The following is a 21737-nucleotide window of genomic DNA, read 5'->3' as shown; positions in this document are numbered from 1 at the left end:
GTGCGGGTGCCAGGGCGAGCGCAGCAGGCTGCTCGGACCCTGGCACCCGCAGCTTAGTTACTCGGCGTCGGTGGCCGGTGCCGACAGGTCTGCGTCTGCGAAGCGGTCGTCGTGTCGGCGGTGGGCGCGGGCGAGGTGGTGCTGGAGGCGGACGTGGCGGAACTGGTAGACCGCGCCGCAGCGGCGGAGGGCGCCGCGGTGGTAGGCGTCGTCCAGGAAGGCGGAGGTGTTCCAGGGCAGGCGGCCGGTGAGTGGAAGCCAGAAGCGGACCAGGGCCAGCCACTGGCCCCAGGCGGTGAAGGCGAAGACGTAAGCGGCCGCGCCGCCGATTCCGGCGATGGCGCCGGTTTCGAGTCCGGCCATCCCCCAGTTCAGGGGGCCGAGGGCGCCCTGCAGGGCGATGACGAGCGCTTGGCCGATTGCGGCGATCGTGATCGTCAGCAGCGGTACCAGGAGCAGGAGTTGCTGGGCCACCACGGTGCGGTTGGCGGCGAGGAGGGAGGAGGGCGTTGCCGCGGAGCTGGTGTCCAGCGGTGCTTCGAGGGCGCCGAGGAGGCCGAAGACGAGGATCCCCGCCGTTGCGAAGACCAGTCCGAAGAAGATGATGTTGACCGCCGTCGCTTCGGGCACCATGGGGGCGGTGAGCGGGAAGCCGTAGTACAGGCTCCGCTCGACGGTCATGGAGAGGGCTGTGCCGCCCCCCATCGCGAAGCCGCCGGCAAGGACGCCGCCGAGGTGGGCGACGAGCGCCCGGCGCGGTCCGCGGACCACCGACCGGTGTCGGCGCAGGCGCAGTCGGGTGCGCGAGGGCTCGATGCCGGGTCGTCCGCCGGGCCTGATCGTGAGGGCGTGCGCCAGGCCGAAGGCGAGGCCGGCCGCGGGGCCGAGCAGGAGGCCGAGGAGGAGGACCTCGACCGGGGCGAGCGGCGTCAGCCAGGCGACCGACCAGGTTGCTGCCGTGACGGTGGCCGCCGCGGTCAGCGCGACCGCCAGCGTGCGGGAGGTGCGGCGCAGGTTGTCGCCGATCTGCCACCAGGCGAGATCGTGCCGGTCGGCCTCGGGTGTGGCCAGGCCGTGGGCCAGGTAGCCGAGCCATCGCCCGGCCTGCTCGGCGGACCAGGCCTTGGGCGGCCGGCCGGAGGTGGCCCGTTCGGGTGCGCGGCTCCGGTAGAGGGCGGGCACGAAGCCTGCCAGGAGGTGCTCCTCCAGGGAGCGGGTGTCGGGGAACCGGACGGGGTCCAGGAGTTCGTCGGGGTCCGGGCCCGTCCCGTCGGCATAGAGCACGCGGGCCAGGGCGACCATCAGCGGGGTGCTGAGGGCCTCGGCCACGCGGGTGCCCGCGGCGTGTCCCGGCTCCCGGGCTGCCGCGAGAACGGGGTCCCAGCCCTGGCCGTTGCCGCTGCGGGCGGTTCTGGGCAGGTAGTGCGCCAGGTCGTCCGGGGTGATGTCGCCGAGCTCGATGCCTGCGGCCCAGACCAGCGGGGTCCCGGTGGCGCGGACCGCGTCCGCGAACTCTTCCCGTCGGCTGGTCAGCACGAGGGCCGTCGAGGTGGTGTCCAGTTCCCGCAGCGCCGCCGCACGCAGGCCCTCGGCGATCTCGTCGAAGCCGTCCAGGACGGGCAGCACGGCGTCGCCGTGGATCAGCGCCTCGGCCAGGGACCTGGTACCGCCCGGGGTGCGGCCGGCCAGGTGCGGGTGGTCGCGCAGCAGTTGGCCGACGAGCCAGTCCGGCAGCGAGGTCGCGGTCGGGTCCCAGGCGCCCAGACCGAAGATGACCGGTATCTGCGAGCAGCCGCTCTCGAGGAGGTCCAGCACGAGGCGGACCGCCAGCATCGACTTGCCGGCTCCCGCCCGGCCGAGGATCACCAGGCGACCGGACGGTATGCGGCGGTACACCCGCGCCACGTCCGGCAGATCGCCGGACAGGTCCAGCGGCTCCGCGACCGCTCCGGGGCCGAGCCGCTGGACGTTGTCCCACCGGTCGACCAGGTCCGCAGGCGCCGGACGCCACCGCACCGGGAGCTGGAACGGGTCCCGGACCTGCCGTTGGTCCTCCTCGCGCCGCCAGCGACGCCTGATCTCCCGGGCCAGCTCACCGGCCGCTTCCTCCAGTACACCGTGGACCTGGAACGGAGACCTGCCGGTGAGGGCCGGGGGAGGGGGCGCGATCGCCTCGGCTCCCGAGCCGTCGAGCAGAGCGGCGGGCGGGCTCAGCGTCTGCGGTGACACCTGGAGCGCAGCCGCGAGTTGGTTGATCGTGGCCAGGCGGGCGTCGGGCAGCGTACCGTTCTCCAGCCGGCGGATGGTGCGCACGCTGACGCCCGAGCGTTCCGCCAGCTGCTCCTGCGTCAGCTTCGCCGTCGACCGCAGGCCCCGCAGGGTAGCGCCCAGCTCCGTCACCACGGCCCCCTACGCGCCGGTAAGTTGTTGGTGCGAAGACTACCGCGCCGCCCGGTCATTCATGACCGGTGCTCTGACCTGGTGTCATATCGGCCTGGAAGGCGACGCTTTGCGCTGTCCGGAACAGAGTGGACAGGCGGAGGAGCCGACTTGAAGTACCGGTACTGGTGCGGGGAGTGCGGGTTCAAGACACCATGGGGCGGCGATCTCGAGGTCCGCCCGGTGCAGTTGGAGCACTACAGGCGCCGGCACGACGGCATCGCGCCGGGCGGGCACCGTGAGGCGGGACGGCGGTGGAGCGGTGGCCGACGGGCGTGCCTGGCGGCCGTCTACGCGGTCCTGGTGGTGCTCGTGGTGCTGGTGGCGCTCGTCGCCGCCCGGCGGCACCCGTTCTGACTCACCGGCGCCCGGGACCGTGAAGGCCCAGGTCGGTCGGGGTGCCCGGGACCGGTCGCATGTGACCGGTCGGCTGACCTGTTGATCGGGGGGCCGCGCGCCCAGGGTGGGTGAAGCCACCGCGCGGTCGGACCGACCACCGCACGGTCTCGGCACACCCAGACGTCCGCACCACCACCCCCGCACGTCCCTCGTCGTCCAGGAGGACCTCATGAAACATCGCCTGGCCACGTTCCTGGCCACCCTGCTGACCGTGATCGGCGCCGTCACCGGCCTGTTCACCGGCCCCACCGCCGCCCATGCCGACGCCCCCGGCGCCACGCCGGTGCTCGCCGACGGCTTCGGGCTGAAGCAGGTGCCCAGGAGCGACGACCCGTCGCTGTTCGGCAACCCGAACATCCCCGCCGACACCGCCACCGACTTCCGGATCACCGTGACCAGCGCACAGGTCGCCAACGCCCCTGGCACGGTCGGACACCACCTCCGGATCGTGCTGCCGTCGGACTACTACGCCGACCCCGGCAAGCGCTACCCGGTGCTGTACCTGTTGCACGGTTCCCCGGGCGACCCCTGCGACTACTTCAACGGGGACCGGATGCCCAAGTTCGACGGGATCAGGAGCAGTTCGGGGATGATCATCGTCATGCCCGACGGTGGCTCGCGCGGCTGGTACACCAACTGGCTGATGCAGAACACCGAGGCCGGTGCGCAGAACTGGGAGAACTTCGAGATCAACCAGGTCGTCCCGTTCATCGACGCCAACCTGCACACCCTGGCGGACCGGGCGCACCGCGGCATCGCCGGGATCTCCATGGGCGGCTTCGGCGCGCTGCACCTGGCCCAGGTGCACCCGGACCTGTTCAGCCAGGTCGCCACCCTGTCCGGCGACGCCGACATCTCCCGGAACGAGATGATCTTCCGTGAGGTCATGGTCGCCTCCATGACCAACCGGAAGACCCAGCTGCCGGCCGCGCTGGTCTCGCTCCTCGCCCCCGGGCCCAGGGCCTGGAGCGCCTGCCACCCGGTCAGCGACCCCTACGAGCCCAGCGTCTCCAACACCGACGCGATGTACGGGACGCCGTACCCGTTCTCGGTGGTCACTCCGCCGTTCGACGACTCGCTGTGGAACGCGGCCGACCCGACCGAGCACGCCGCGGCCTTCGCCGACATGAACGTCTCCATCTACGTCGGCAACGGCAAGGGCAACATCGCCAGCTCCGAGTTCTGGCTGGAGAGCGCCTCGCAGCACCTCAACGCCGCCCTGGTGAGCGCCGGTCAGCACCCGTACTTCGTGGACTTCGGCGGCGGCCAGGGCTGGGGCTCCTGCGACGGGAACCACGACCGCTCGTGCTGGGACCAGGACCTTGCGGACCTGCTGCCGCGCATGCGGACCGCCTTCGCCGGGGCCCCGGCCACGCCGGCCACCGCCGTCGGACGGGTCACTGTCGCCGATCGGGGCCTGTGCCTGGACGTGAGGGGCGCGGCGTTCACCGACGGCACGCCCGTGCAGGTGTACGGCTGCAACGACACCGTGGCGCAGAGCTGGACCGTCGGCTACGGCCACACCGTCCGGGGGCTCGGCAAGTGCCTGAACGTGTCCGGCGGAGGCACCGGCAACGGCACCAACGTCGACCTCGCCGCGTGCAACGGCACCGGCGGACAGGAGTGGGTGCCGCAGCCGAACGGCACGCTGCTGAACCCGCCGTCGGGCCGTTGCCTCGCCGACGCGAACGGGGGCGGCGCGGGCACGCAGACCGTCATCCAGGACTGCGGCGGCGGCACGGACCAGCAGTGGACCCTGCCGATGGCCCCCGCGTAGCGCGGGCGCGTCGGGACCCGGTCGGAGCCGCTGTCCGGCCGGGTCCCGGCGTCGTCCGCCCGCAGTCGCTCGAGAACCACGCTCAGGACCAAGGGAGTCGAAGTGACCGAACCGTTGCTGCCGGGTGACCCGCGGCAGTTGGGGCGTTTCTATCTGGACGGCCGGCTCGGCTCGGGCGGCCAGGGCGTCGTCTACGAGGGTTACGGCGCCGACGGCCGGCGGGTGGCGGTCAAGGTGCTGCGCGCGGTGGACGGGCCGGACCGTGAGCGGTTGCGGCGGGAGATCCAGGCGTGGAGCAAGGTGGAGCCCTACTGCACCACCAAGGTGCTGGAAGCCGACCTGGACGCCGCCACCCCGTACGTCGTCAGCGAGTTCGTCGACGGCACGGATCTGCGGCGCGCGGTGAACGCCGGCGGTCCCTACGGTCCGGAGGAGCTCCGACGACTGGCGGTCGGCCTCGCGGCGGCCCTGGTGGCGATCCACCGGGCCGGGGTGGTGCACCGTGACTTCAAGCCGGAGAACATCCTGCTCGGACCGGACGGCCCCCGCGTGATCGACTTCGGCATCGCCCGGATCATGGAGGGCACCGCGACGACGGGCGTGCCGATGGGCACGCTGCGCTACATGCCGCCGGAGCGGTACCGCGGCGAGCCCGGTGACAGGAAGGTCGACGTCTGGGGCTGGGCCGCGGTGGTGCTGTTCGCCGCGACCGGACGGGACGCCTTCGAGGGCACCAGCGTGGGGGCGATAGCCGACCAGGTCGCCACGCACCAGCCCGACACCTCCGGGCTGCCACAGCCCCTGGACGCCCTGGTGCGCGCCGCGCTCGGAAAGAGTCCCGACGCACGTCCCGGCGCCGAGGAACTCCTGCTGTCGCTGGTCGGGCGTGCGGATCTGGCCGGCGTCGTCGAGCGCGTCACGCGTGCGGCGGTTCCCGAGGACGCCGTGCCGTCGCGTGCCGAGGCGGCCGAGGTGACGTTCGCGGGGCTGGACCCCAAGGAGCAGAAGGCCGTGCCCTCGATACTCCTGCGGCTGGTCGCGGCGGGCGAGCGGGCCGAGGACACGCTGCGGGCGGCCCGGCCGGAGGAGTTCCACGACGGCCGACTGACGGACGGGGTGGTGGAGAAGGTCATCGCGGCTCTCACCGAGGCCGGCGTCCTGGACTGGGAGGACGGCACGGTGACCCTGGCCAGCGCGGCCCTGATCCGGTCCTGGCCCCGGCTGCGCGACTGGGTGCAGGAGGAACGCGAGGGCCTCGCGGTTCATCAGCGGCTGACCGAAGCGTCCCGGATCTGGGCCGACCACGGGCGCAAACGCGGTGACCTGCTCCAGGGCACGCCCCTGGAACAGGCGAGGGACTGGGCGGCCACCGGCCGGCGCAATCTCGTCCTGAGCCGGACCGAGCGGGAGTTCCTGGAGGGCGGTTTTGCCCTGGGCCGCCGCCGCGGCCGCCTGCGCGTGGCGCTGAGCGCTGTGCTGGCCCTGCTGCTGATCGCCGCGGTGACCGGGGCGGGCGTCGCCTACGATCAGTGGCACACGGTCCTGGGCCAGAAGCTCACGCTGGCCGACCAGAAGCAGGAGCTGACCCGCCAACTCGGCCGCCTCACCTCGGCCCAGGTCGCCGCCGGCGCGCAGGCCCTGCGGGTCAGCGATCCCGAACTCGCCCGCCGCCTGGCCGTCGCGGCCGAGAGCCTGGGCGACACCCCCGAGGCCTGGTCCACCCTGCTGGAGCTGCGCAGCCAGTGGGAGGCCGCGGCGTTCCGGCTGCCGACCGTCCCGGTCACCGTCCCGACCAAGCGCGGGATCGCTCCCGCCGCCATCGACGGATCGGGCCGCACCCTGCTCAGGGCGACCGGAGCGAGCGTGGAGGTCTGGGACCTGCGGACCCGCAAGCAGACCGGCACCTGGACCGCACCCGGAAACGTCCTGCGGGTCGCGGTCTCCGGTGACGGCGGCCGGGCGGCGATCCTCGGCGAGGACGACACCGTCCTCATGCTCGACCTTGCGCACCTCGCCCCGGCCGCCGGGACGTCGGCCTTCCGCGTCCCGATCCCGGACGGCATGGACGCCCGGATCGCCCTCAGCCCGCACGGGAACTACCTGGCCGTCAGCGGTGACGCCATGTCCCTGTGGGACACCCGGGCCGGAAAGGCGGTCTTCCGCACGGGCTCGCTGTCCTCGGTCTCCAGCTTCTTCTCCCCCTGGGAGGGCGCGTCCTTCTCCCCGGACGAGAAGACCGCCTCCTTCTTCACCCCCCAGGGCGCCGCCCCGTTCACGTGGGTGAGCCTCCCGGAGGGGAAGCCGCTGCCTGCTCCCGGACTCGGCGTCAAGCCGGCCGATGTCCGAAGCGCGACGGCCTTCAGCCCGGACGGGCAGTGGGTCGCGGTGGCCACCGGGCAGTCCACGGTCGTCCTCGCGGACCGGAGCAAGCCGCTCAACCACTTCACGCTGGTCGACGCGCCGGTGAACACGGTCGCAGGGTCCCATTCCTACCCGCTGACGTTCAGCCAGGACGGACGCTTCCTCAACCTGGGCAGCACGGTCTGGAAGACGCCGACGGCGTCGTTCCGGGACCCGTCCCGGCCCGTGCTGACGTACTCCTCGGCGGCGAGTGAATGCGCCCCCGAAACCCCGTACCGGTTCACCGGCGACAGCTCGCAACTCGTGTGCCTCGGAAAGGACGACACCGTTCGCATCCTCGGCATCGGCGCCATCACGGCGCCGCCCGCGGCGTCCGAGAAGTGGTCGAGCTACACGACATCCGCCGTCAGCCAGGACCGCACCACCGTCGCCCTGGCCAAACTGGTGGTGGACGCCACCCCCCTTGCCGCCGACGTGACCGACATCCGGGCCGTCGCCTCCACGGACCGGACGCGCACCCTCCCGAGCCGGCCGGGGCGGATCCAACTCAGCGCCGACGGGCGCCTGCTGGCGGGATGGAACGGCAGTGGCATCGACCTCTACGACACCGGCGCGCCGGGAATCCCGCAGCGGGGCGAGCTGCCGGACTACAACCTGACGTGGTACGCGGCGGCCTTCTCACCCGACGGCAGGTTCATGGCCGTCGAAGGGGTCGTGGTCGCAGGGCCCGGTCCGGGGTACGCCACGACGCTCGACTACTGGGACCTGCGCACCATGCGCAAGATTCACACGTCGGTCGGCGAGATCACCACGACCATGCCCGATCCAGCGGTCTTCTTCGCGCCCGACGGAAAGTCCGTGACGGCCACCCCCTACTTCGGACGCGTGTCCTTCCCCGCCGGGGACGTGCTCGTCCCGAGCCCGTCCGACCTGCAGGCGGATGCGCTCAGCAGCAGCGGGGCTTCGCTGTTCGCCTACCCGACCGCCACCCAGCCGTACCTGAGGACCTGGAACGCCCAGACCCTCAAGCCCCAGGGCCAGCCGCTGCGCGTCGGCACCGTCACACCGGCTGAGCCGAATCACGGCAGCGCGGCCGCGAGCGCAGTGTCGCCCGATGCGACGCTGTACGCGGTGGCCCAGGAGTCGGGGTCGGTCTTCCAGGTGAAGCTGTGGGACCTCACCCGCCAGAGCCTCGTGGGCGTGGCGATCAACGGCATCGTGAACCAGGTCGTCGCGCTCTCCTTCTCACCGGACGGTTCCCGGCTCACCGCCATCGACGAATACGGAGCGACGTACACGGTCCCCATCGGCCAAGCGGCGATCGCCCAGGCGATGTGCGCCGAGGTCGGCCCGCTCAGCCGGGAACAGTGGGCGGAGTACATTCCCGGACTGCCCTATCAACCGACGTGCGGACCGAGGCGATGATGTGGACGAGTGCGCCTGTCCGAGGCGCACCGTGCTCGGCCCGGGAGCTCGCGACGGCGGATAATGGCCGGTGGCGTGGGCCGGACGGGCTCGCGGCGGTGATCGATCGAGAGGCAGTGGACGGATGGCCCTGGAGGAAGGACGGCGCGTCAGGCTGGTGGCGGACCTGGGGATCGGTGAGGCGGTCGCCGGGGAGCCCGAGGCCGCCGTCGGGTTCCTGTCGCTGGCCGCCGGGCTCGAGGGCACCGTCGAGCGGGTGGACGGGGAACTCCCGGAGAGCGAGGCGGTCCGCGAGTACCAGCGGCTCAAGGCGCTGTTCGAGGACTACGGGCACACCATGCCGGCGGCGAGCCGGGAGCGGCTGGCGGCGGAGATCGCCTCGCTGGAGGTCGAGTGGGCCGCGCACCGGGAGCGGGGGCGTCGGGTGACGGTCCGGGTCCGGTTCGACAACGGCTTCGTCCTCGACGGGGCGCACCAGGACGTCCTCGCCCCGCAGTAGCGCCCGGCGCGGCCCCGGCGGGCAGCGACAGCATCAAGCCGGGGCCACGCCGGGGCCGGGGAGTCAGGCCGGGGCGCTGCTCCCGACCTCGCTCAGCGGCGAGGCGAGCGATTCGAGGCTGCGCCGCTCCGCCTTGACGCCGATCACCGCCTCGACCAGGCCCGCGATCGCCATCAGGGCGGCGCCGATGCAGAATGCCAGCGTCGCGTCGCCGACGTTGCCGCTGCTGACCAGGCCGTTGAAGAGCAGCGGGCCGGTGATGCCGCCCACCGCCGTACCCACTGCGTAGAAGAACGCGATGCACAGGGCGCGGGTCTCCAGCGGGAAGATCTCGCTGACGGTCAGGTAGGCCGCGCTGGCCCCGGCGGAGGCGAGGAAGAGCACGCCGGTCCAGCAGGCCGTCATGGTGGTGGCGTCCAGGGAGCCCCGGTGGAACAGCCAGGCGGTGGCGAACAGCAGCACACCGGAGCCGATGTAGGTGCCGGCGATCATGGGCTTTCGGCCGACCGAGTCGAAGAAGCGGCCGAGCAGCAGCGGGCCGAGAAAGTTGCCGACGGCGATCACCGCGAAGTAGTACCCGGTGTTGCCCTCCGGCACCTTGAAGAAGCCGGTCAGGATGACCGCGTACCCGAAGGTGATCGAGTTGTACAGGAACGCCTGGCCGATGAAGAGGGCGAGGCCCAGGGTGGTGCGCCTGGGGTAGCTGGAGACCAGGGTGCGGGCGATGGTGACGAAGCCGATCGGGCCGCGCTCCCGGATCCGGATCGGATCGCCCTCCACCGGCGGAAGTTCGGCGCCGGTCTCGCGCTCGACGGTCCGTTCGGCGTCGGCGACCACCCGCTCGGCCTCGTCCGGGCGGCCGTGGGTGAACAGCCAGCGCGGGCTCTCCGGCACGTGCCGGCGGACCAGCAGGATCACCAGGCCGAGCACCACACCGATGCCGAACGCCAGCCGCCAGCCGACGTCCGTCGCGAACAGGACGGTGTTCAGCAGCGCGATCGAGGCGAACGCGCCGACAGCCGCGCCGATCCAGAAGCTGCCGTTGATGATCAGGTCGATGCGGCCGCGGACCCGGGCCGGGATCAGCTCGTCGATGGCCGAGTTGATCGCCGCGTACTCGCCGCCGATGCCGAAGCCGGTGAAGAAGCGGCAGAGGAAGAAGAACCAGGCGGTCCAGGACAGCGCCGTCACCGCGGTGGCGGCCAGGTAGACCGCCAGGGTCACCATGAAGAGGCGTTTGCGGCCCAGCCGGTCGGTCAGCCAGCCGAAGAACAGCGCGCCGCTGCACGCGCCGGCGACGTAGACGGCGGCGGCGACGGTGGTGACCTGGGCGGTGGTGATGCTGATACCGCTGCCGCTGTGGGCGAGCCGGGCCGCCATGTTGCCGACGATGGTGACTTCGAGGCCGTCCAGGATCCAGACGGTGCCGAGGCCGATCACGATGCGCCAGTGCCACCGTGACCACGGGAGGCGGTCCAACCGGGCGGGTACGTCCGTCTCCACGACCCCCCGATCGAGCTCCGCGACCCCCGGATCGAGTCGGCCGGGCCTGCGGCGTGCCTGTCCCGAGATGCTTCCCGCTCCTGACGAACGTCCCGTGTCGACCATGACGGCCTCCGTCGTACGCTGCGCGCGGAGTCTCCGCGCGCGCCGGGTCGTCTGCCCGCGACCGCACGGCTCACACCGGCCGATCCCCGCGGCGGAACGGCGCCGGCACGGCGGCGGCGGGGGTTGGGCGACCGGCGGACGGGCAGGCGTCGGGTATGGGTAGGAGTGCGTCCCGGCCGCCGCGACGCCGGCAGCTGGGGGACGCCGGTCGGGCGGTGTGGCGGCACGGGCGGGAGATCGAGCTGTTGCACCGGGCGATGGCGTTCGCCGCGCTGTGCTTCGTCACCCTGGTGCCGCTGCTGATCGTGATCGCGGCCGCCTCGCCGACCCGGGGCAGCGGCATCGCCGACTGGATCATCGACGGCCTCGGGCTCTCCCGCCGCCAGGCCCGCTCGGTCGACCAGCTGTTCGCCTCACGGCGGCAGGTGCTGAGCACCACCACCGGGCTGGGCCTGGCGGCCCTCGCGGTCTTCGGCCTCTCCCTGATGGCGGCCGTGCAGAACGCCTACGCGCGGATCTGGGGCCGCCCGGCCGCCCCCTGGCACGGCGTCTGGCGACAGGCGGTCGCCCTTGTCGGGCTGATCGGCTACATCCTGGTGGCCGCCTGGAGCGGAGTACCGGGGCGCGGGACCGCCGCCCAGCCGCTGGCGCGGGTGCTGGTCATGCTGATCGTCGGCGCCCTGTTCTTCTGGTGGCTGCAGCACCTGCTGCTGGCCGGCCGGGTGCCCTGGCCGCGGCTGCTGCCGGGCGCGGTGGCGACCGTGCTCGCGCTGTTCGGGCTGCGGATCTTCTCGCGGCTGGTGTTCGCGCCGATGCTGGCGAGCGAGGCGGTCTCGTACGGGCCGGTGGGGACGGTGCTGGTGGTGCAGTCCTGGCTGATCGGGGTGGGCTACGCGGTGTACGGCGGCGCGCTCGCCGGCCGCTTCCTCGACCCCGCGACGCTGGCCGCCCGGGCCCGGCGGGGCGCGTTCGCGGCCGCGGCCCTGGCCCGGACCCGCCGCGGCACGGCGGTCCGGGCCGGGCGGCGGCCCACCGCCGGGCGGCTGCGCCGCGGCAAGCGGGGCGACCGGGCGGGGCGGTGAAGCCCGGGGGAGACGACGGCGCGCCGGCGGTCCGGTGATCCGGGTCGCGGGAACGAGGTGCGAGTACGTCGGAGGCGGACAAACATGCGAGAGTGAGAGCAGGGGCGCCGGTCCGGCGGTCGGTCGGCGCGGCGCCGCCCGTGGATGCCGAGACAGCCGGGGTTCCCGTGAAGAAACCCGCCGAACACCGGGACCAGAGCGGTGCGCGGGCCGCCTCCGAGGACGGCCTGCGCCGCCTGCTGGCCGGGCTGACCGCGGTCCGCGACGGCGACTTCGGCCTGCGGCTGCCGCCGGGACCGGGGCTGCTCGGGGAGACGGCCGAGGTCTTCAACGACATGGCCGACCGGCTGGCCCGGCTGAACTCCGAGGTGACCCGGGTGGCCCGCGAGGTCGGTACCGAGGGCCGGCTCGGCGGCCAGGCGGAGGTGCCGCAGGCGGTCGGCACGTGGCGGGACCTGACCGACTCGGTCAACGCGATGGCGAGCAACCTCACCGCGCAGGTCCGCAACATCGCCCAGGTGACCACGGCGGTGGCGCACGGCGACCTCACCCGGAAGATCGACGTGGACGCCCGGGGCGAGATCCTGGAGCTGAAGAACACCGTCAACACCATGGTCGACCAGCTGTCGGCGATCGCGGCCGAGGTGACCCGGGTGGCCCGGGAGGTGGGCACCGACGGGCGGCTCGGCGGCCAGGCGGACGTCCGGGACCTCTCCGGCACGTGGCGCGATCTGACCGACTCCGTCAACTCCATGGCGGGCAACCTCACCAGCCAGGTGCGGGCGATCGCGCAGGTGGCGACGGCGGTGGCGCAGGGAGACCTGACCCAGAAGATCGCGGTGGACGCCCGGGGCGAGATCCTGGCCCTCAAGAGCACCATCAACACCATGGTCGACCAGCTGTCGGCGTTCGCCGAGGAGGTGACCCGGGTGGCGCGGGCGGTCGGCACGGAGGGCAACCTGGGCGGGCAGGCGACCGTCCGGGGTGTGTCGGGCACCTGGAAGGACCTCACCGACAACGTCAACGTGATGGCGGACAACCTCACCGGTCAGGTCCGTTCGATTTCCCAGGTGGCGACGGCGGTGGCCCGGGGCGACCTCACCCAGAAGGTCACCGTGGAGGCGAAGGGCGAGGTGGCCGAGCTGGCCGGGGTGATCAACACCATGGTCGACACTCTCTCCGCCTTCGCCGACGAGGTGACCCGGGTGGCCCGCGAGGTCGGCACCGAGGGCGTGCTCGGCGGCCAGGCCCGGATGCGCGGGGTGGCCGGCACCTGGCGGGACCTCACCGACAACGTCAACTCGATGGCGAACAACCTGACCAACCAGGTCCGCAACATCGCCCAGGTGACCACGGCGGTGGCCCGGGGCGACCTGACCCGGAAGATCGACGTGGACGCCCGGGGCGAGATCCTGGAGCTGAAGACCACCATCAACACCATGGTCGACCAGCTGTCCTCGTTCGCGGCCGAGGTGACCCGGGTGGCGCGGGAGGTGGGCAGCGAGGGACGGCTCGGCGGCCAGGCCGAGGTGGCGGGCGTCTCCGGCACCTGGAAGCGGCTGACCGAGAACGTCAACGAGCTGGCCGGCAACCTGACCCGGCAGGTCCGGGCGATCGGCGAGGTGGCCAGCGCGGTCGCCGAGGGCGACCTGACCCGTTCGATCACCGTGGACGCCTCCGGCGAGGTGGCCGAGCTGAAGGACAACATCAATGCGATGGTCGAGTCGCTGCGCGACACCACCACCGCCAACCAGGAGCAGGACTGGCTGAAGACCAACCTGGCCCGGCTGACCGCGCTGTTCCAGGGGCAGCGCGAGGTGGCGGTGGTCGCCGAGCTGGTCCTGGACGCGCTGTGCCCGCTGCTCTCGGCCCAGTACGGCGCGTTCTACCTGGCCGAGGAGGGCGCGCAGGGCCCGCAGCTGGTGCTGGTCGGCTCGTACGGGCGGCACGCCGGGGCGCAGCGCTTCGCGGTCGGGGAGTCACTGGTCGGGCAGAGCGCCCGTAGCCGGTCCGTCATCGCCGTCACCGATCTGCCGGCCGGGTACGCGGTGATCGCCTCGGGCCTCGGGGCGGCCGATCCGCGGGAGCTGATCGTGCAGCCGATCGTGGTGGAGGAACAACTGCTCGGCGTGGTGGAGATCGCCACCCTGCACGCCTTCACCCCGTTGCACCGCGACTTCCTGGACCGCTTCGCCCGGGACCTCGGCACCAACCTGTCCACCCTGCTGGCCAACGCCCGGACCGACGAGCTGCTCCAGGAGTCCCAGCGGCTCACCGTAGAACTCCAGTCCCGTTCGGAGGAGTTGCAGGCCGGCCAGGAGGAACTGCGCTACTCCAACGCCGAACTGGCCGAGAAGGCCGACCTGCTGGCCGCGCAGAACCGCGACATCGAGGCCAAGAACCTGGAGATCGAGCAAGCCCGGCGTGAACTCGAAGAGCGGGCGCAGCAGTTGACCCGTACGTCGATGTACAAGTCGGAGTTCCTGGCCAACATGAGCCACGAGCTGCGCACCCCGCTCAACAGCCTGCTCATCCTCGCCCAGCTGCTGGCCGGCAACCCCACCGGCAACCTGACGCCCAAGCAGGTCGAGTACGCCGAGGTGATCCGCTCGGCCGGCTCGGACCTGCTCCAGCTGATCAACGACATCCTGGACCTCTCCAAGGTGGAGGCCGGCAAGATGGACGTCAGCGTGGAGCCGTTCGCGCTGCGCGAGCTGCTGGAGTACGTGGAGTCCACCTTCCGGCCGCTGGCCGAGCAGAAAAGCCTCGACTTCGCGGTCACCACCGCCCCGGGCGTCCCCGCGGAGCTGGTCACCGACCAGGCCAGGCTGCGCCAGATCCTGCGCAACCTGCTCTCCAACGCGGTGAAGTTCACCGACCGCGGCCGGGTCGACCTGCTCATCGAGCCCGGCGAACCGGGCCACCCCGGGCCGCGCACCGACACCGGCCTGGCCTTCCGGGTGCGCGACACCGGCATCGGCATCGCCGAGCAGCACCTGGAGACCGTCTTCGGCGCCTTCCAGCAGGCCGACGGCACCACCAACCGGCGCTACGGCGGCACCGGCCTCGGCCTGTCGATCAGCCGTGAACTCGCCCACCTGCTCGGTGGCACCATCACCGCCGAGTCCGCGCCCGGCAAGGGCAGTTGCTTCACCCTCCGGATTCCCGTCGCCGCCCATCCGGCCCCGGGCGCGGTGGAGCGCGCCGCGGCGGCCCCGCGGCGGCTGCTGGTGGTCGAGGCCGACCCGCCCGGCCTGCTCACCCTGCTCGCCCAGAGCAGCATCGCCGGCCGCCACCCCCGGCTCGAGGTACGGGCGGTCGGCGACCACGACGCCGCGCTCGCCGCCGCCGGCGACCCGGACGTCACCGCCCTGGTCCTCGACCTCGCCCTGCCCGAGGACGGCGCCGGCCGGCTGCTGGCCGACCTCGACCGGCAGGGCGTCGACCGGCCGGTGCTCGGCTACGCCGCCGGACTCGCGGACGGTGCCGAACTGCCCGCGGGCGAGCGCCTGGAGGCCGCCACCGGCCTGGACGACCTGCGCGAGCGGATCATCCGGGTCGCCGACAGCGCGCCCTCCCACCCCGCCGAGGCCGCCGCCGGACCGGCCGCCCGCCCCGGCGGTCTGGCCGGCCGGACGATCCTGGTGGTCGACGACGACATCCGCAACGTCTACGCGATCACCAACGTGCTGGAGGTGCACGGCGCCCGGGTGCTGCACGCCGAGAACGGCCGGGAGGGCCTGGCCCTGCTGCGGCGCAACCCGGAGACCGACCTGATCCTGATGGACCTCATGATGCCCGGCCTGGACGGCTACGCCGCGACCGCCGCCATCCGCGACATGGCCGAGTTCTCCGCCATCCCGATCCTCGCCGTCACCGCCAAGGCGATGCCCGGCGACCGCGCCAAGAGCCTCGCCGCCGGGGCCAACGACCACCTGACCAAACCGGTGGACACCGACCACCTGCTCGGCCGGATCCACCACTGGCTGGACCGCTGACCGGCCATGCCGGCCACCGACCCGCCGACCGCGGCCGCCGAGGCCCGCCCCCCGGGATGGCTGGTCGCGATGGCCACCGGCGTCCTGGCCGCGCGCCTGCACTGCCCGCCCGCCGACGCCGCCCGGCAGCTGGCCGAACTGGCCGAACGGGTCCACCTCACCGTCCCCGAGCTGGCCGCGGACATCGTCGCCGAACTGGCACCCGACACCGCCGCCCCCGCCGCCTCCGCCCAGGTCCGGCCGGTGCCGGAGCCGGCGGACGACCGGGCCCGCGAGGGCGACCCGGCCGCCGCCGCGGTGCTGGCCGGCGCCGCCCCGATGGCCGGCGCCACCGGGGTGATCCTGTGGACGCTCGGCCCGGGCGGCTCGCTGGTCCTGGTCGGATCCGCCGGGTTCCGGGCCGACGACCTGGCCGGCTGGGACCGGGTGCCGCCCGACGTCGACACCGCCGCCCAGCGGGTGGCGCGCGAGGCGGCCGAGTTCGGCCCCGACGGCCCGGACCGGCCCGCACCCGGGCTGGCCCTCGCCCCGTACCGGATGGCGTTGCCGCTCCAGCGGCGCGGGCGGCTCACCGGGGTGCTGGAACTCGCCTGGCCCGAGCGGCCCGACGCGCCGGCGCCCGCGGGCCGCCGGCGGCTGGCCGCGCTCGCCGAAGTGGCCGCCCTGGCACTCGCCGAGGACCCCGGACCGGGGGAGCCGGCACCGGCGGCGCAGCCGCCCGACGTGCCTCGGTCCGGGACCGGCGGACCGGAGACGGCGACCGTCGACGCCGTCCTCGACCCGGCCCTGCTGCTCGACCCCGTCCTGCAACCGGACGGCGCCGTCACCGACTTCCGCATCCGGCGGGTCAACCGCTCCTTCGCCGACCCGGCCGGCCGCCCGCCGCACACCCTGGAGAGCCGGCTGCTCAGCGAGGCCTACCCCATGGCCGCCGCGGAGGGCCTGCTCGACCGCCTGGTGCACGTCCACCGGGCCGGCCGGCCGCTGGAGCCGACCGAGCTGCGGCTCACCTTCCCCGTCGAGGGCACGCCCCGGGCCACCACCGTCCGATTGGCGGCCGCGCCCGACGGCGAACGGCTGCTGCTGGTCTGGCGCCTCACCGAGGAGGACCGGCGGCAGGCCGAACTGCTCGCCCAGGCCCAGCGCCTGGCCCGGGTCGGCGGGTTCGAGGAGGACCTGCGCACCGGCGAGATCCACTGGAGCCCCCGCCTGTACGAGCTGCACCTGATCACCCCCGGCTCCGCGCCGATGCCGCTCGGCGCGCTGCCCGGCCACGTCCACCCCGACGACCGCGACGCCGCCCGGCGGGTGGTGCGCTCGGTCCTGTCGCGGCACCGGGAAGCCTCCGCCGTCCTGCGGCTGGTCCACCCGACCGGCCCGGTCCGCTACGTCCGGGTCATTGCCGAACCCGTCACCGACGCCACCGGCCGCACCGTCGCCGTCCGCGGCGCCTACCAGGACGTCTCCGCCCAGCACCGGACCGAGATCGCCCTCGCCGCCACCCGCGAGCGGCTCGCCGACAGCGAGCAGGAGGCCGCCGAACGTCACCGCCTCGCCCTGCGCCTCCAGAAGGCCATCCTGCCCACCGGGCCGCCGCCACTGGACCGGGCGGGCCTGCGCGCCGCCGTCCGCTACCGCCCGGCCGCCCGCGAGGAGCGGGTCGGCGGCGACTGGTACGACGCCGTTCCGCTGCCCGGCGGCCGGGCCCTGCTGGTCATCGGCGACATGGCCGGCCACGGCGTGGAGGCCGCCACCGGCATGGTCACGCTGCGCAACGCCCTGCGGGGGCTGGCGGCCACCGGCGCCGGACCGGGCCGGCTGCTCCGCTGGCTCAACCTCACCGCCGCCGGACTCCCCGACGCGGCCACCGCCACCGTGGTCTGTGCCCGCTACGACCGGGACGGCCGCCGGCTGCGCTGGGCCCGGGCCGGCCACCTCCCGCCGATCCTGCTCCGCGGCGGCCGGGCCGACCCGCTGCCGCTGCCCCACGGCGTGCTGCTCGGCGCCGACCCGGAGCAGGACTACGAGGAGCACACCGTACCGCTGGACGTCGGCGACATCCTGCTGCTCTACACCGACGGACTGGTGGAACGCCGCGACCGGTCCGTCGAGGACTCGCTCCGCGACCTGGCCGACGGCCTTCCCCGGACCGGCGACGACCTGGACGCCCTGCTCGACACCGTGCTGGAGCTCAGCGCCGCCGACACCGAGGACGACACCTGCCTGATCGCCGTCCAGGTGCTCGCCTGACCGTCCGGCGCGATCGGCGGCCGCGCCCACGCATGCCCCGCGCGGGATCGGACAGACGCAGAGCATCCACCGGAGCGTCCGGGCGGCCCGCGAGCAGCCGACGGGCCGGATGAGCGGCGCGCCCGCCCGTCTTATGGTGGAAACGAGGAGGTCAGCGCATGGACCCGAAGGCGGCCCCGGCCCTCCAGCTCACGGTGTCGGTCCGCGACCACGGGAGCGCCTTGGTGCTCCGGCCGGAGGGCGAGCTCGACCACGACAGCGTCGGCCCGCTGCGCGACGCACTGGAGGAACGCCTCGCCGACCCGCCGCAGCGCATCGTGGTCGACTGCTCCGGCCTGTCCTTCTGCGACTCCACCGGCCTCAACCTGCTGCTGCGCGCCCGGCTGAGAGCCGAACCCGCCGGCGGACGGCTGATGCTCGCCGCCCCGACCCCGATCGTCGCCCGGATGCTGGAGATCACCGGCGCCGACGAGGTGGTCGAGGTGTTCGCCACGCTCGACGAGGCCCTGACGGGCGAACCGGGCTGATGGACGGCGCCGGAGACCCCGACGGAACGCGGACCCTCGTGCTGCCCGAGCGGACCGGCGCGGTGGCGCGCAGCCGCGCCTTCACCCGGACGGTGCTGGGCGACTGGGGCTGGACGGAGCGGAACCGCCACGGGGAGCCCGACGCCGTCGGCGACGTCCTGCTGATGGTCAGTGAACTGGTCTCCAACGCCTGCATGCACGCCGAGGGACCGTACGAGCTGCTGCTGAGCCGGGTCAGCCGTCCCGGCGAGGTGCTGCGGATCGAGGTGGTCGACCGCAGTCCGCACCCGCCGGTGCTGCGTACCGACCGATCGCCGGCCGACCCCGGCGGGCACGGGCTGCTGGTGGTCGACCGCCTCGCCCTGGCCTGGGGGAGCGAACCCCGCGGGCCGGGCAAGGCGGTCTGGCTGCTGACGGTGCTACCGCCTTTCTGAGGCGGTTCCGTCCAGTCCGGTGTCACCAGTAGTGACGGCGGCCGCCGATCTCGTGGCCGAGCGCTCCGGCCACCCAGAGGACCAGGCCGACCACGAGCAGGATGGCGCCGATCGTCCAGAGCACACCGATACCGGTGATCAGGCCGAGGATGAGCAGGATCACTCCGAGCAGGATCATGAGGGCCTCCATAGCTGGTTCGCCACCGCGCGTACCCGGGATCTCGGTACGAACACGTCGTTCCGTCACTCCGTGTGCGGGGGCGGGGCGCATCCCGGCCCCCGGAGCCGTCTACTATCGGTCCGCCGCCGGACGGGGCGGGCGGCCCCGCCGGCAGCGACGGGCCGCGGGCGGCACCGGAACCACCGATCGGAGTACGGGCGGAAATGCGCCATCGACGTCTCGCGGCCCGGGCCCGCGCCAGAGCCCGGCGCAGACGCAGACGACGGGTCGCCGTCGTGGCCGTCCTGGTCGCCGGGTGCGTGACCGCGGCGGTCGGCGTGGCCCGGCTGCACGGCGGCGCACCGGACGCCGCCGCGAGCACCGGCCGCCCGGCCGACCCCGATCCGGGCACCACCGACCCCGCCGCAGCGGGCGCCCCCGCCGAGGCGACACCCGCGCCGGCGACCCCCACCGCGAGCAGCGTCCCCGCCGCACCGTCGAGCACCCGGCCCGCCTCGCCGGACCTGGACAGCCCGCGGCTCAAGGAGATCGCCCAGGAGCTGGTCTCCAGCGCCGAGAACTCCTCGCTGGACTGGAAGGCCCAGTACACGTACATCGAGGACATCCAGGACGGCCGCGGCTACACCGGCGGCATCATCGGCTTCACCTCCGCCACCGACGACATGCTGCGGCTGGTGAAGCACTACCAGGCACTCGAGCCCGACAACCCGCTGGTGCGCTACCTGCCCGCGCTGCAGCAGGTCAACGGCAGCGACTCGCACCAGGGCCTGGATCCCGGCTTCACCGCGGACTGGCACACCGCCGCCCAGGACCCGGCCTTCCGGCGCGCCCAGGACGACGAGCGCGACCGGGTCTACTTCAACCCGGCGGTCGCCCAGGCCAAGGCGGACGGGCTGCGGGCCCTCGGGCAGTTCGCCTACTACGACGCGATGGTGATGCACGGCCCCGGCAGCGGCCCGAAGAGCTTCGCCGGCATCCGCGCGGCCGCTCTCGCCAAGGCGAAGCCGCCGGCCCAGGGCGGCGACGAGACCGCCTACCTGGAGGCGTTCCTGAGCGTCCGGCGGGCGGTCATGAAGTCCGACGCCTCCCGGCAGGACACCAGCCGGATCGACACCATCCAGGAGGTCTTCCTGAAGGCCGGGAACCTGACCCTGGCCACCCCGCTGAGGTGGACCATCTACGGGGACTCGTACGCGGTGGCGCGCTGAGCCCGCCCCGGCTCACTGCTGCCCGGGCTCACTGCTCCCCGGGGGCGGGCTGGGGCTGGCCGAGGGCGTCCAGCAGCTCGGAGTCGTCGAGCTCGATCCAGCCGCCGAAGTCGGGGGTGCTGTAGGCGCCCATCGGGTGGACCTCACCGTCCGGGCCGCGCCCGCGCCGCCAGCCGAAGGCGACGCCGCCCTCCTCGTCGTGGCGCTCGAACTCGCGCGGAGCCCGTCCGACGTAGACGACGACGAAGACGCCCCGGTCGCTGGGCCGGCCGGCCACGTAGTGCCGGTAGACCTTGCCCGCCTTGAAGAATTCGTCCATCACCCGTCTCCAGCGTGGCCACACCCTGCTGCCATGGTGCGCCCCGGGACGATCTCCGGCCACGTGTGGGACCGCGCGTCACCCCAGGTCGCGGACCTGGGCCAGTCGCTCGGCCCGCCGTCCGGCGATCCGGGCGGGCGGCCAGAGGGCGGAGCCGCCGAAGGCCAGCATGACGGTCAGCTCCCGCACGTCCGCGGCCGCCCACACGGCGGCGTCGCGGTGCTCGCCGGTGGCAAGCAGGGCCTCGATCCGCTCCTCCCGGAGCAGGTCCCCGTCCAGTCGGCGGGCCAGCGCCGCGTCGACCACCAGGGGGATGCGAGTGTCGACGTCCAGCACCGCGCGCAGGCCGGGGCGGTCCGCCGGCCCGGCGTGCAGCCAGAGCAGCGCCAGGGCGCCCTCCACCGGCGACCACAGCTCGAAGTCGCCGTCGAACGGGACACCGAGCAGCGCGGACGCCACCCGCTGCGCCTCCTCGACCCGCCCCGCCGCCTCGCACGCGTACGCCAGCCGGTCCACCGCCCGGAGCTCCTTCGCCGACCGGGGCCGGACCCGGGTCACCGCGCGCGCCGCCGTGCGGAGCGCGGGCGGGAGGCCGGGCTCGGCGGCCAGGGCGGCCGCCCGGGCGGTGACGGCCCGTCCGAGGTGCCCATGCAGCGCGGCCGCGGCGCTCCGCCGGGCGGCCCGGTCCGGCCGGTCGGCCACCAGCCGGCGCAGCCGCAGCAGGTCGGCCACCGACGGCTCGGCCAGGCCCTCGGCCGCGGGATCCAGGTACGGCAGCAGCCGGGCCGGGTCGTCGCGGCGGGCGGTACGGAGGTGGGAGGTGTCGCCGGTCATCCGGGCAGCATCCCACAGCTCCCGAGGCCAACGCCCCTGCGCCGGTGCTCCCTTGACCCTGTGCAGGGGATGTGTAGGGTACGCATCGGTTTCACCTGGGACGTGACCGACCCGGACCGGCACCGGGTCGCCGTCTTCGTGGCCCCGGCCGCCCGCGTGCTGGCCCCCGCCGGGCGGATCCGGATCCGCCGGCCGCGCTCGGGCACCGACCACGTGGCGGTGGAGGAGATCGCCGGCCCGGCCTACCAGCCGGACAGGCCGCCGTACGTGGTCGGGCCGTACGCCCAGGTCCCGGGTGGCGACACAGCTGGACGACGCCACCACTTGCCAGTTCCCCTCCGCACCGCCGGCGGACGCCCTCGGACGGCTCCGGACGGGGTGGAACCGGAGCGCCGC

At 73.8% G+C, this 21737-nt stretch carries 15 protein-coding genes; 10 read left to right on the top strand and 5 right to left on the bottom strand.

The window, feature by feature from the left end; all coding sequences use genetic code 11:
• Positions 1 to 57 precede the first annotated feature (57 nt).
• On the bottom strand, positions 58 to 2400 hold the full coding sequence (locus FHR36_RS26010; RefSeq protein ID WP_253800880.1) for a helix-turn-helix domain-containing protein: 2343 nt from the start codon (positions 2398 to 2400) through the stop codon (positions 58 to 60).
• Between the two features lie 150 nt (positions 2401 to 2550).
• On the opposite strand from FHR36_RS26010, the gene FHR36_RS26005 reads away from it, so the two are divergent.
• The 4 genes from FHR36_RS26005 (at position 2551) to FHR36_RS25990 (ending at position 8900) form a co-directional block, all read left to right on the top strand.
• Positions 2551 to 2796, top strand: coding sequence for a hypothetical protein (locus FHR36_RS26005; protein ID WP_253800878.1), 246 nt, complete (start codon positions 2551 to 2553; stop codon positions 2794 to 2796).
• Between the two features lie 211 nt (positions 2797 to 3007).
• Positions 3008 to 4615, top strand: a complete 1608-nt coding sequence (locus FHR36_RS26000; protein WP_253800876.1) for an alpha/beta hydrolase-fold protein — start codon at positions 3008 to 3010, stop codon at positions 4613 to 4615.
• Positions 4616 to 4717: 102 nt separating this feature from the next.
• Complete coding sequence (locus tag FHR36_RS25995) at positions 4718 to 8401, top strand: protein kinase domain-containing protein (protein WP_253800874.1); 3684 nt, start codon at positions 4718 to 4720, stop codon at positions 8399 to 8401.
• A 124-nt stretch (positions 8402 to 8525) separates the two neighbouring features.
• Positions 8526 to 8900: a hypothetical protein gene (locus tag FHR36_RS25990; RefSeq protein ID WP_253800873.1), complete on the top strand. Its 375-nt coding sequence runs from the start codon at positions 8526 to 8528 to the stop codon at positions 8898 to 8900.
• Between the two features lie 63 nt (positions 8901 to 8963).
• Here the strand turns inward: FHR36_RS25990 and FHR36_RS25985 are convergent, their stop codons facing one another.
• Positions 8964 to 10403 (bottom strand): MFS transporter, encoded by a 1440-nt coding sequence (locus tag FHR36_RS25985; protein WP_253800872.1) that lies wholly within the window; start codon positions 10401 to 10403, stop codon positions 8964 to 8966.
• 260 nt (positions 10404 to 10663) lie between these two features.
• On the opposite strand from FHR36_RS25985, the gene FHR36_RS25980 reads away from it, so the two are divergent.
• The 5 genes from FHR36_RS25980 to FHR36_RS25960 all read left to right on the top strand — a co-directional run bounded on the left by FHR36_RS25980 (position 10664) and on the right by FHR36_RS25960 (position 18799).
• Positions 10664 to 11590, top strand: coding sequence for a YhjD/YihY/BrkB family envelope integrity protein (locus tag FHR36_RS25980; protein WP_253800870.1), 927 nt, complete (start codon positions 10664 to 10666; stop codon positions 11588 to 11590).
• Between the two features lie 167 nt (positions 11591 to 11757).
• Complete coding sequence (locus FHR36_RS25975; RefSeq protein WP_253800867.1) at positions 11758 to 15588, top strand: HAMP domain-containing protein; 3831 nt, start codon at positions 11758 to 11760, stop codon at positions 15586 to 15588.
• A 6-nt stretch (positions 15589 to 15594) separates the two neighbouring features.
• Positions 15595 to 17838: a SpoIIE family protein phosphatase gene (locus tag FHR36_RS25970; protein ID WP_253800865.1), complete on the top strand. Its 2244-nt coding sequence runs from the start codon at positions 15595 to 15597 to the stop codon at positions 17836 to 17838.
• 158 nt (positions 17839 to 17996) lie between these two features.
• The gene (locus tag FHR36_RS25965; RefSeq protein ID WP_253800864.1) at positions 17997 to 18365 is read left to right on the top strand and encodes an STAS domain-containing protein; all 369 of its coding nucleotides are present in this window, start codon (positions 17997 to 17999) and stop codon (positions 18363 to 18365) included.
• On the top strand, positions 18365 to 18799 hold the full coding sequence (locus tag FHR36_RS25960) for an ATP-binding protein (protein ID WP_253800862.1): 435 nt from the start codon (positions 18365 to 18367) through the stop codon (positions 18797 to 18799). The genes FHR36_RS25965 and FHR36_RS25960 overlap by 1 nt, the downstream gene beginning before the upstream one ends.
• Positions 18800 to 18821: 22 nt before the next feature.
• On the opposite strand, the gene FHR36_RS25955 is transcribed toward FHR36_RS25960, so the two are convergent.
• Positions 18822 to 18977 carry a DUF6131 family protein gene (locus tag FHR36_RS25955; protein ID WP_253800860.1) on the bottom strand — a complete coding sequence of 52 codons (156 nt, stop codon included), beginning with the start codon at positions 18975 to 18977 and terminating at the stop codon, positions 18822 to 18824.
• A gap of 206 nt (positions 18978 to 19183) precedes the next feature.
• Here FHR36_RS25955 and FHR36_RS25950 point away from each other — a divergent pair, with 206 nt between their 5' ends.
• The gene (locus FHR36_RS25950) at positions 19184 to 20188 is read left to right on the top strand and encodes a chitosanase (protein WP_301330733.1); all 1005 of its coding nucleotides are present in this window, start codon (positions 19184 to 19186) and stop codon (positions 20186 to 20188) included.
• 28 nt (positions 20189 to 20216) lie between these two features.
• Here FHR36_RS25950 and FHR36_RS25945 read toward each other — a convergent pair whose 3' ends face one another.
• Positions 20217 to 20507 (bottom strand): hypothetical protein, encoded by a 291-nt coding sequence (locus FHR36_RS25945; RefSeq protein WP_253800857.1) that lies wholly within the window; start codon positions 20505 to 20507, stop codon positions 20217 to 20219.
• Positions 20508 to 20585: 78 nt separating this feature from the next.
• On the bottom strand, positions 20586 to 21341 hold the full coding sequence (locus FHR36_RS25940; protein WP_253800855.1) for a DUF6707 family protein: 756 nt from the start codon (positions 21339 to 21341) through the stop codon (positions 20586 to 20588).
• Between the last annotated feature and the right edge of the window lie 396 nt (positions 21342 to 21737).

The organism is Kitasatospora cinereorecta (assembly GCF_024172095.1).
In the GTDB taxonomy this organism is placed as follows: domain Bacteria; phylum Actinomycetota; class Actinomycetes; order Streptomycetales; family Streptomycetaceae; genus Kitasatospora; species Kitasatospora cinereorecta.
The sequence above is the reverse complement of the archived record's forward strand: the minus strand, read 5'-3'. Positions and strand labels throughout refer to the sequence as shown.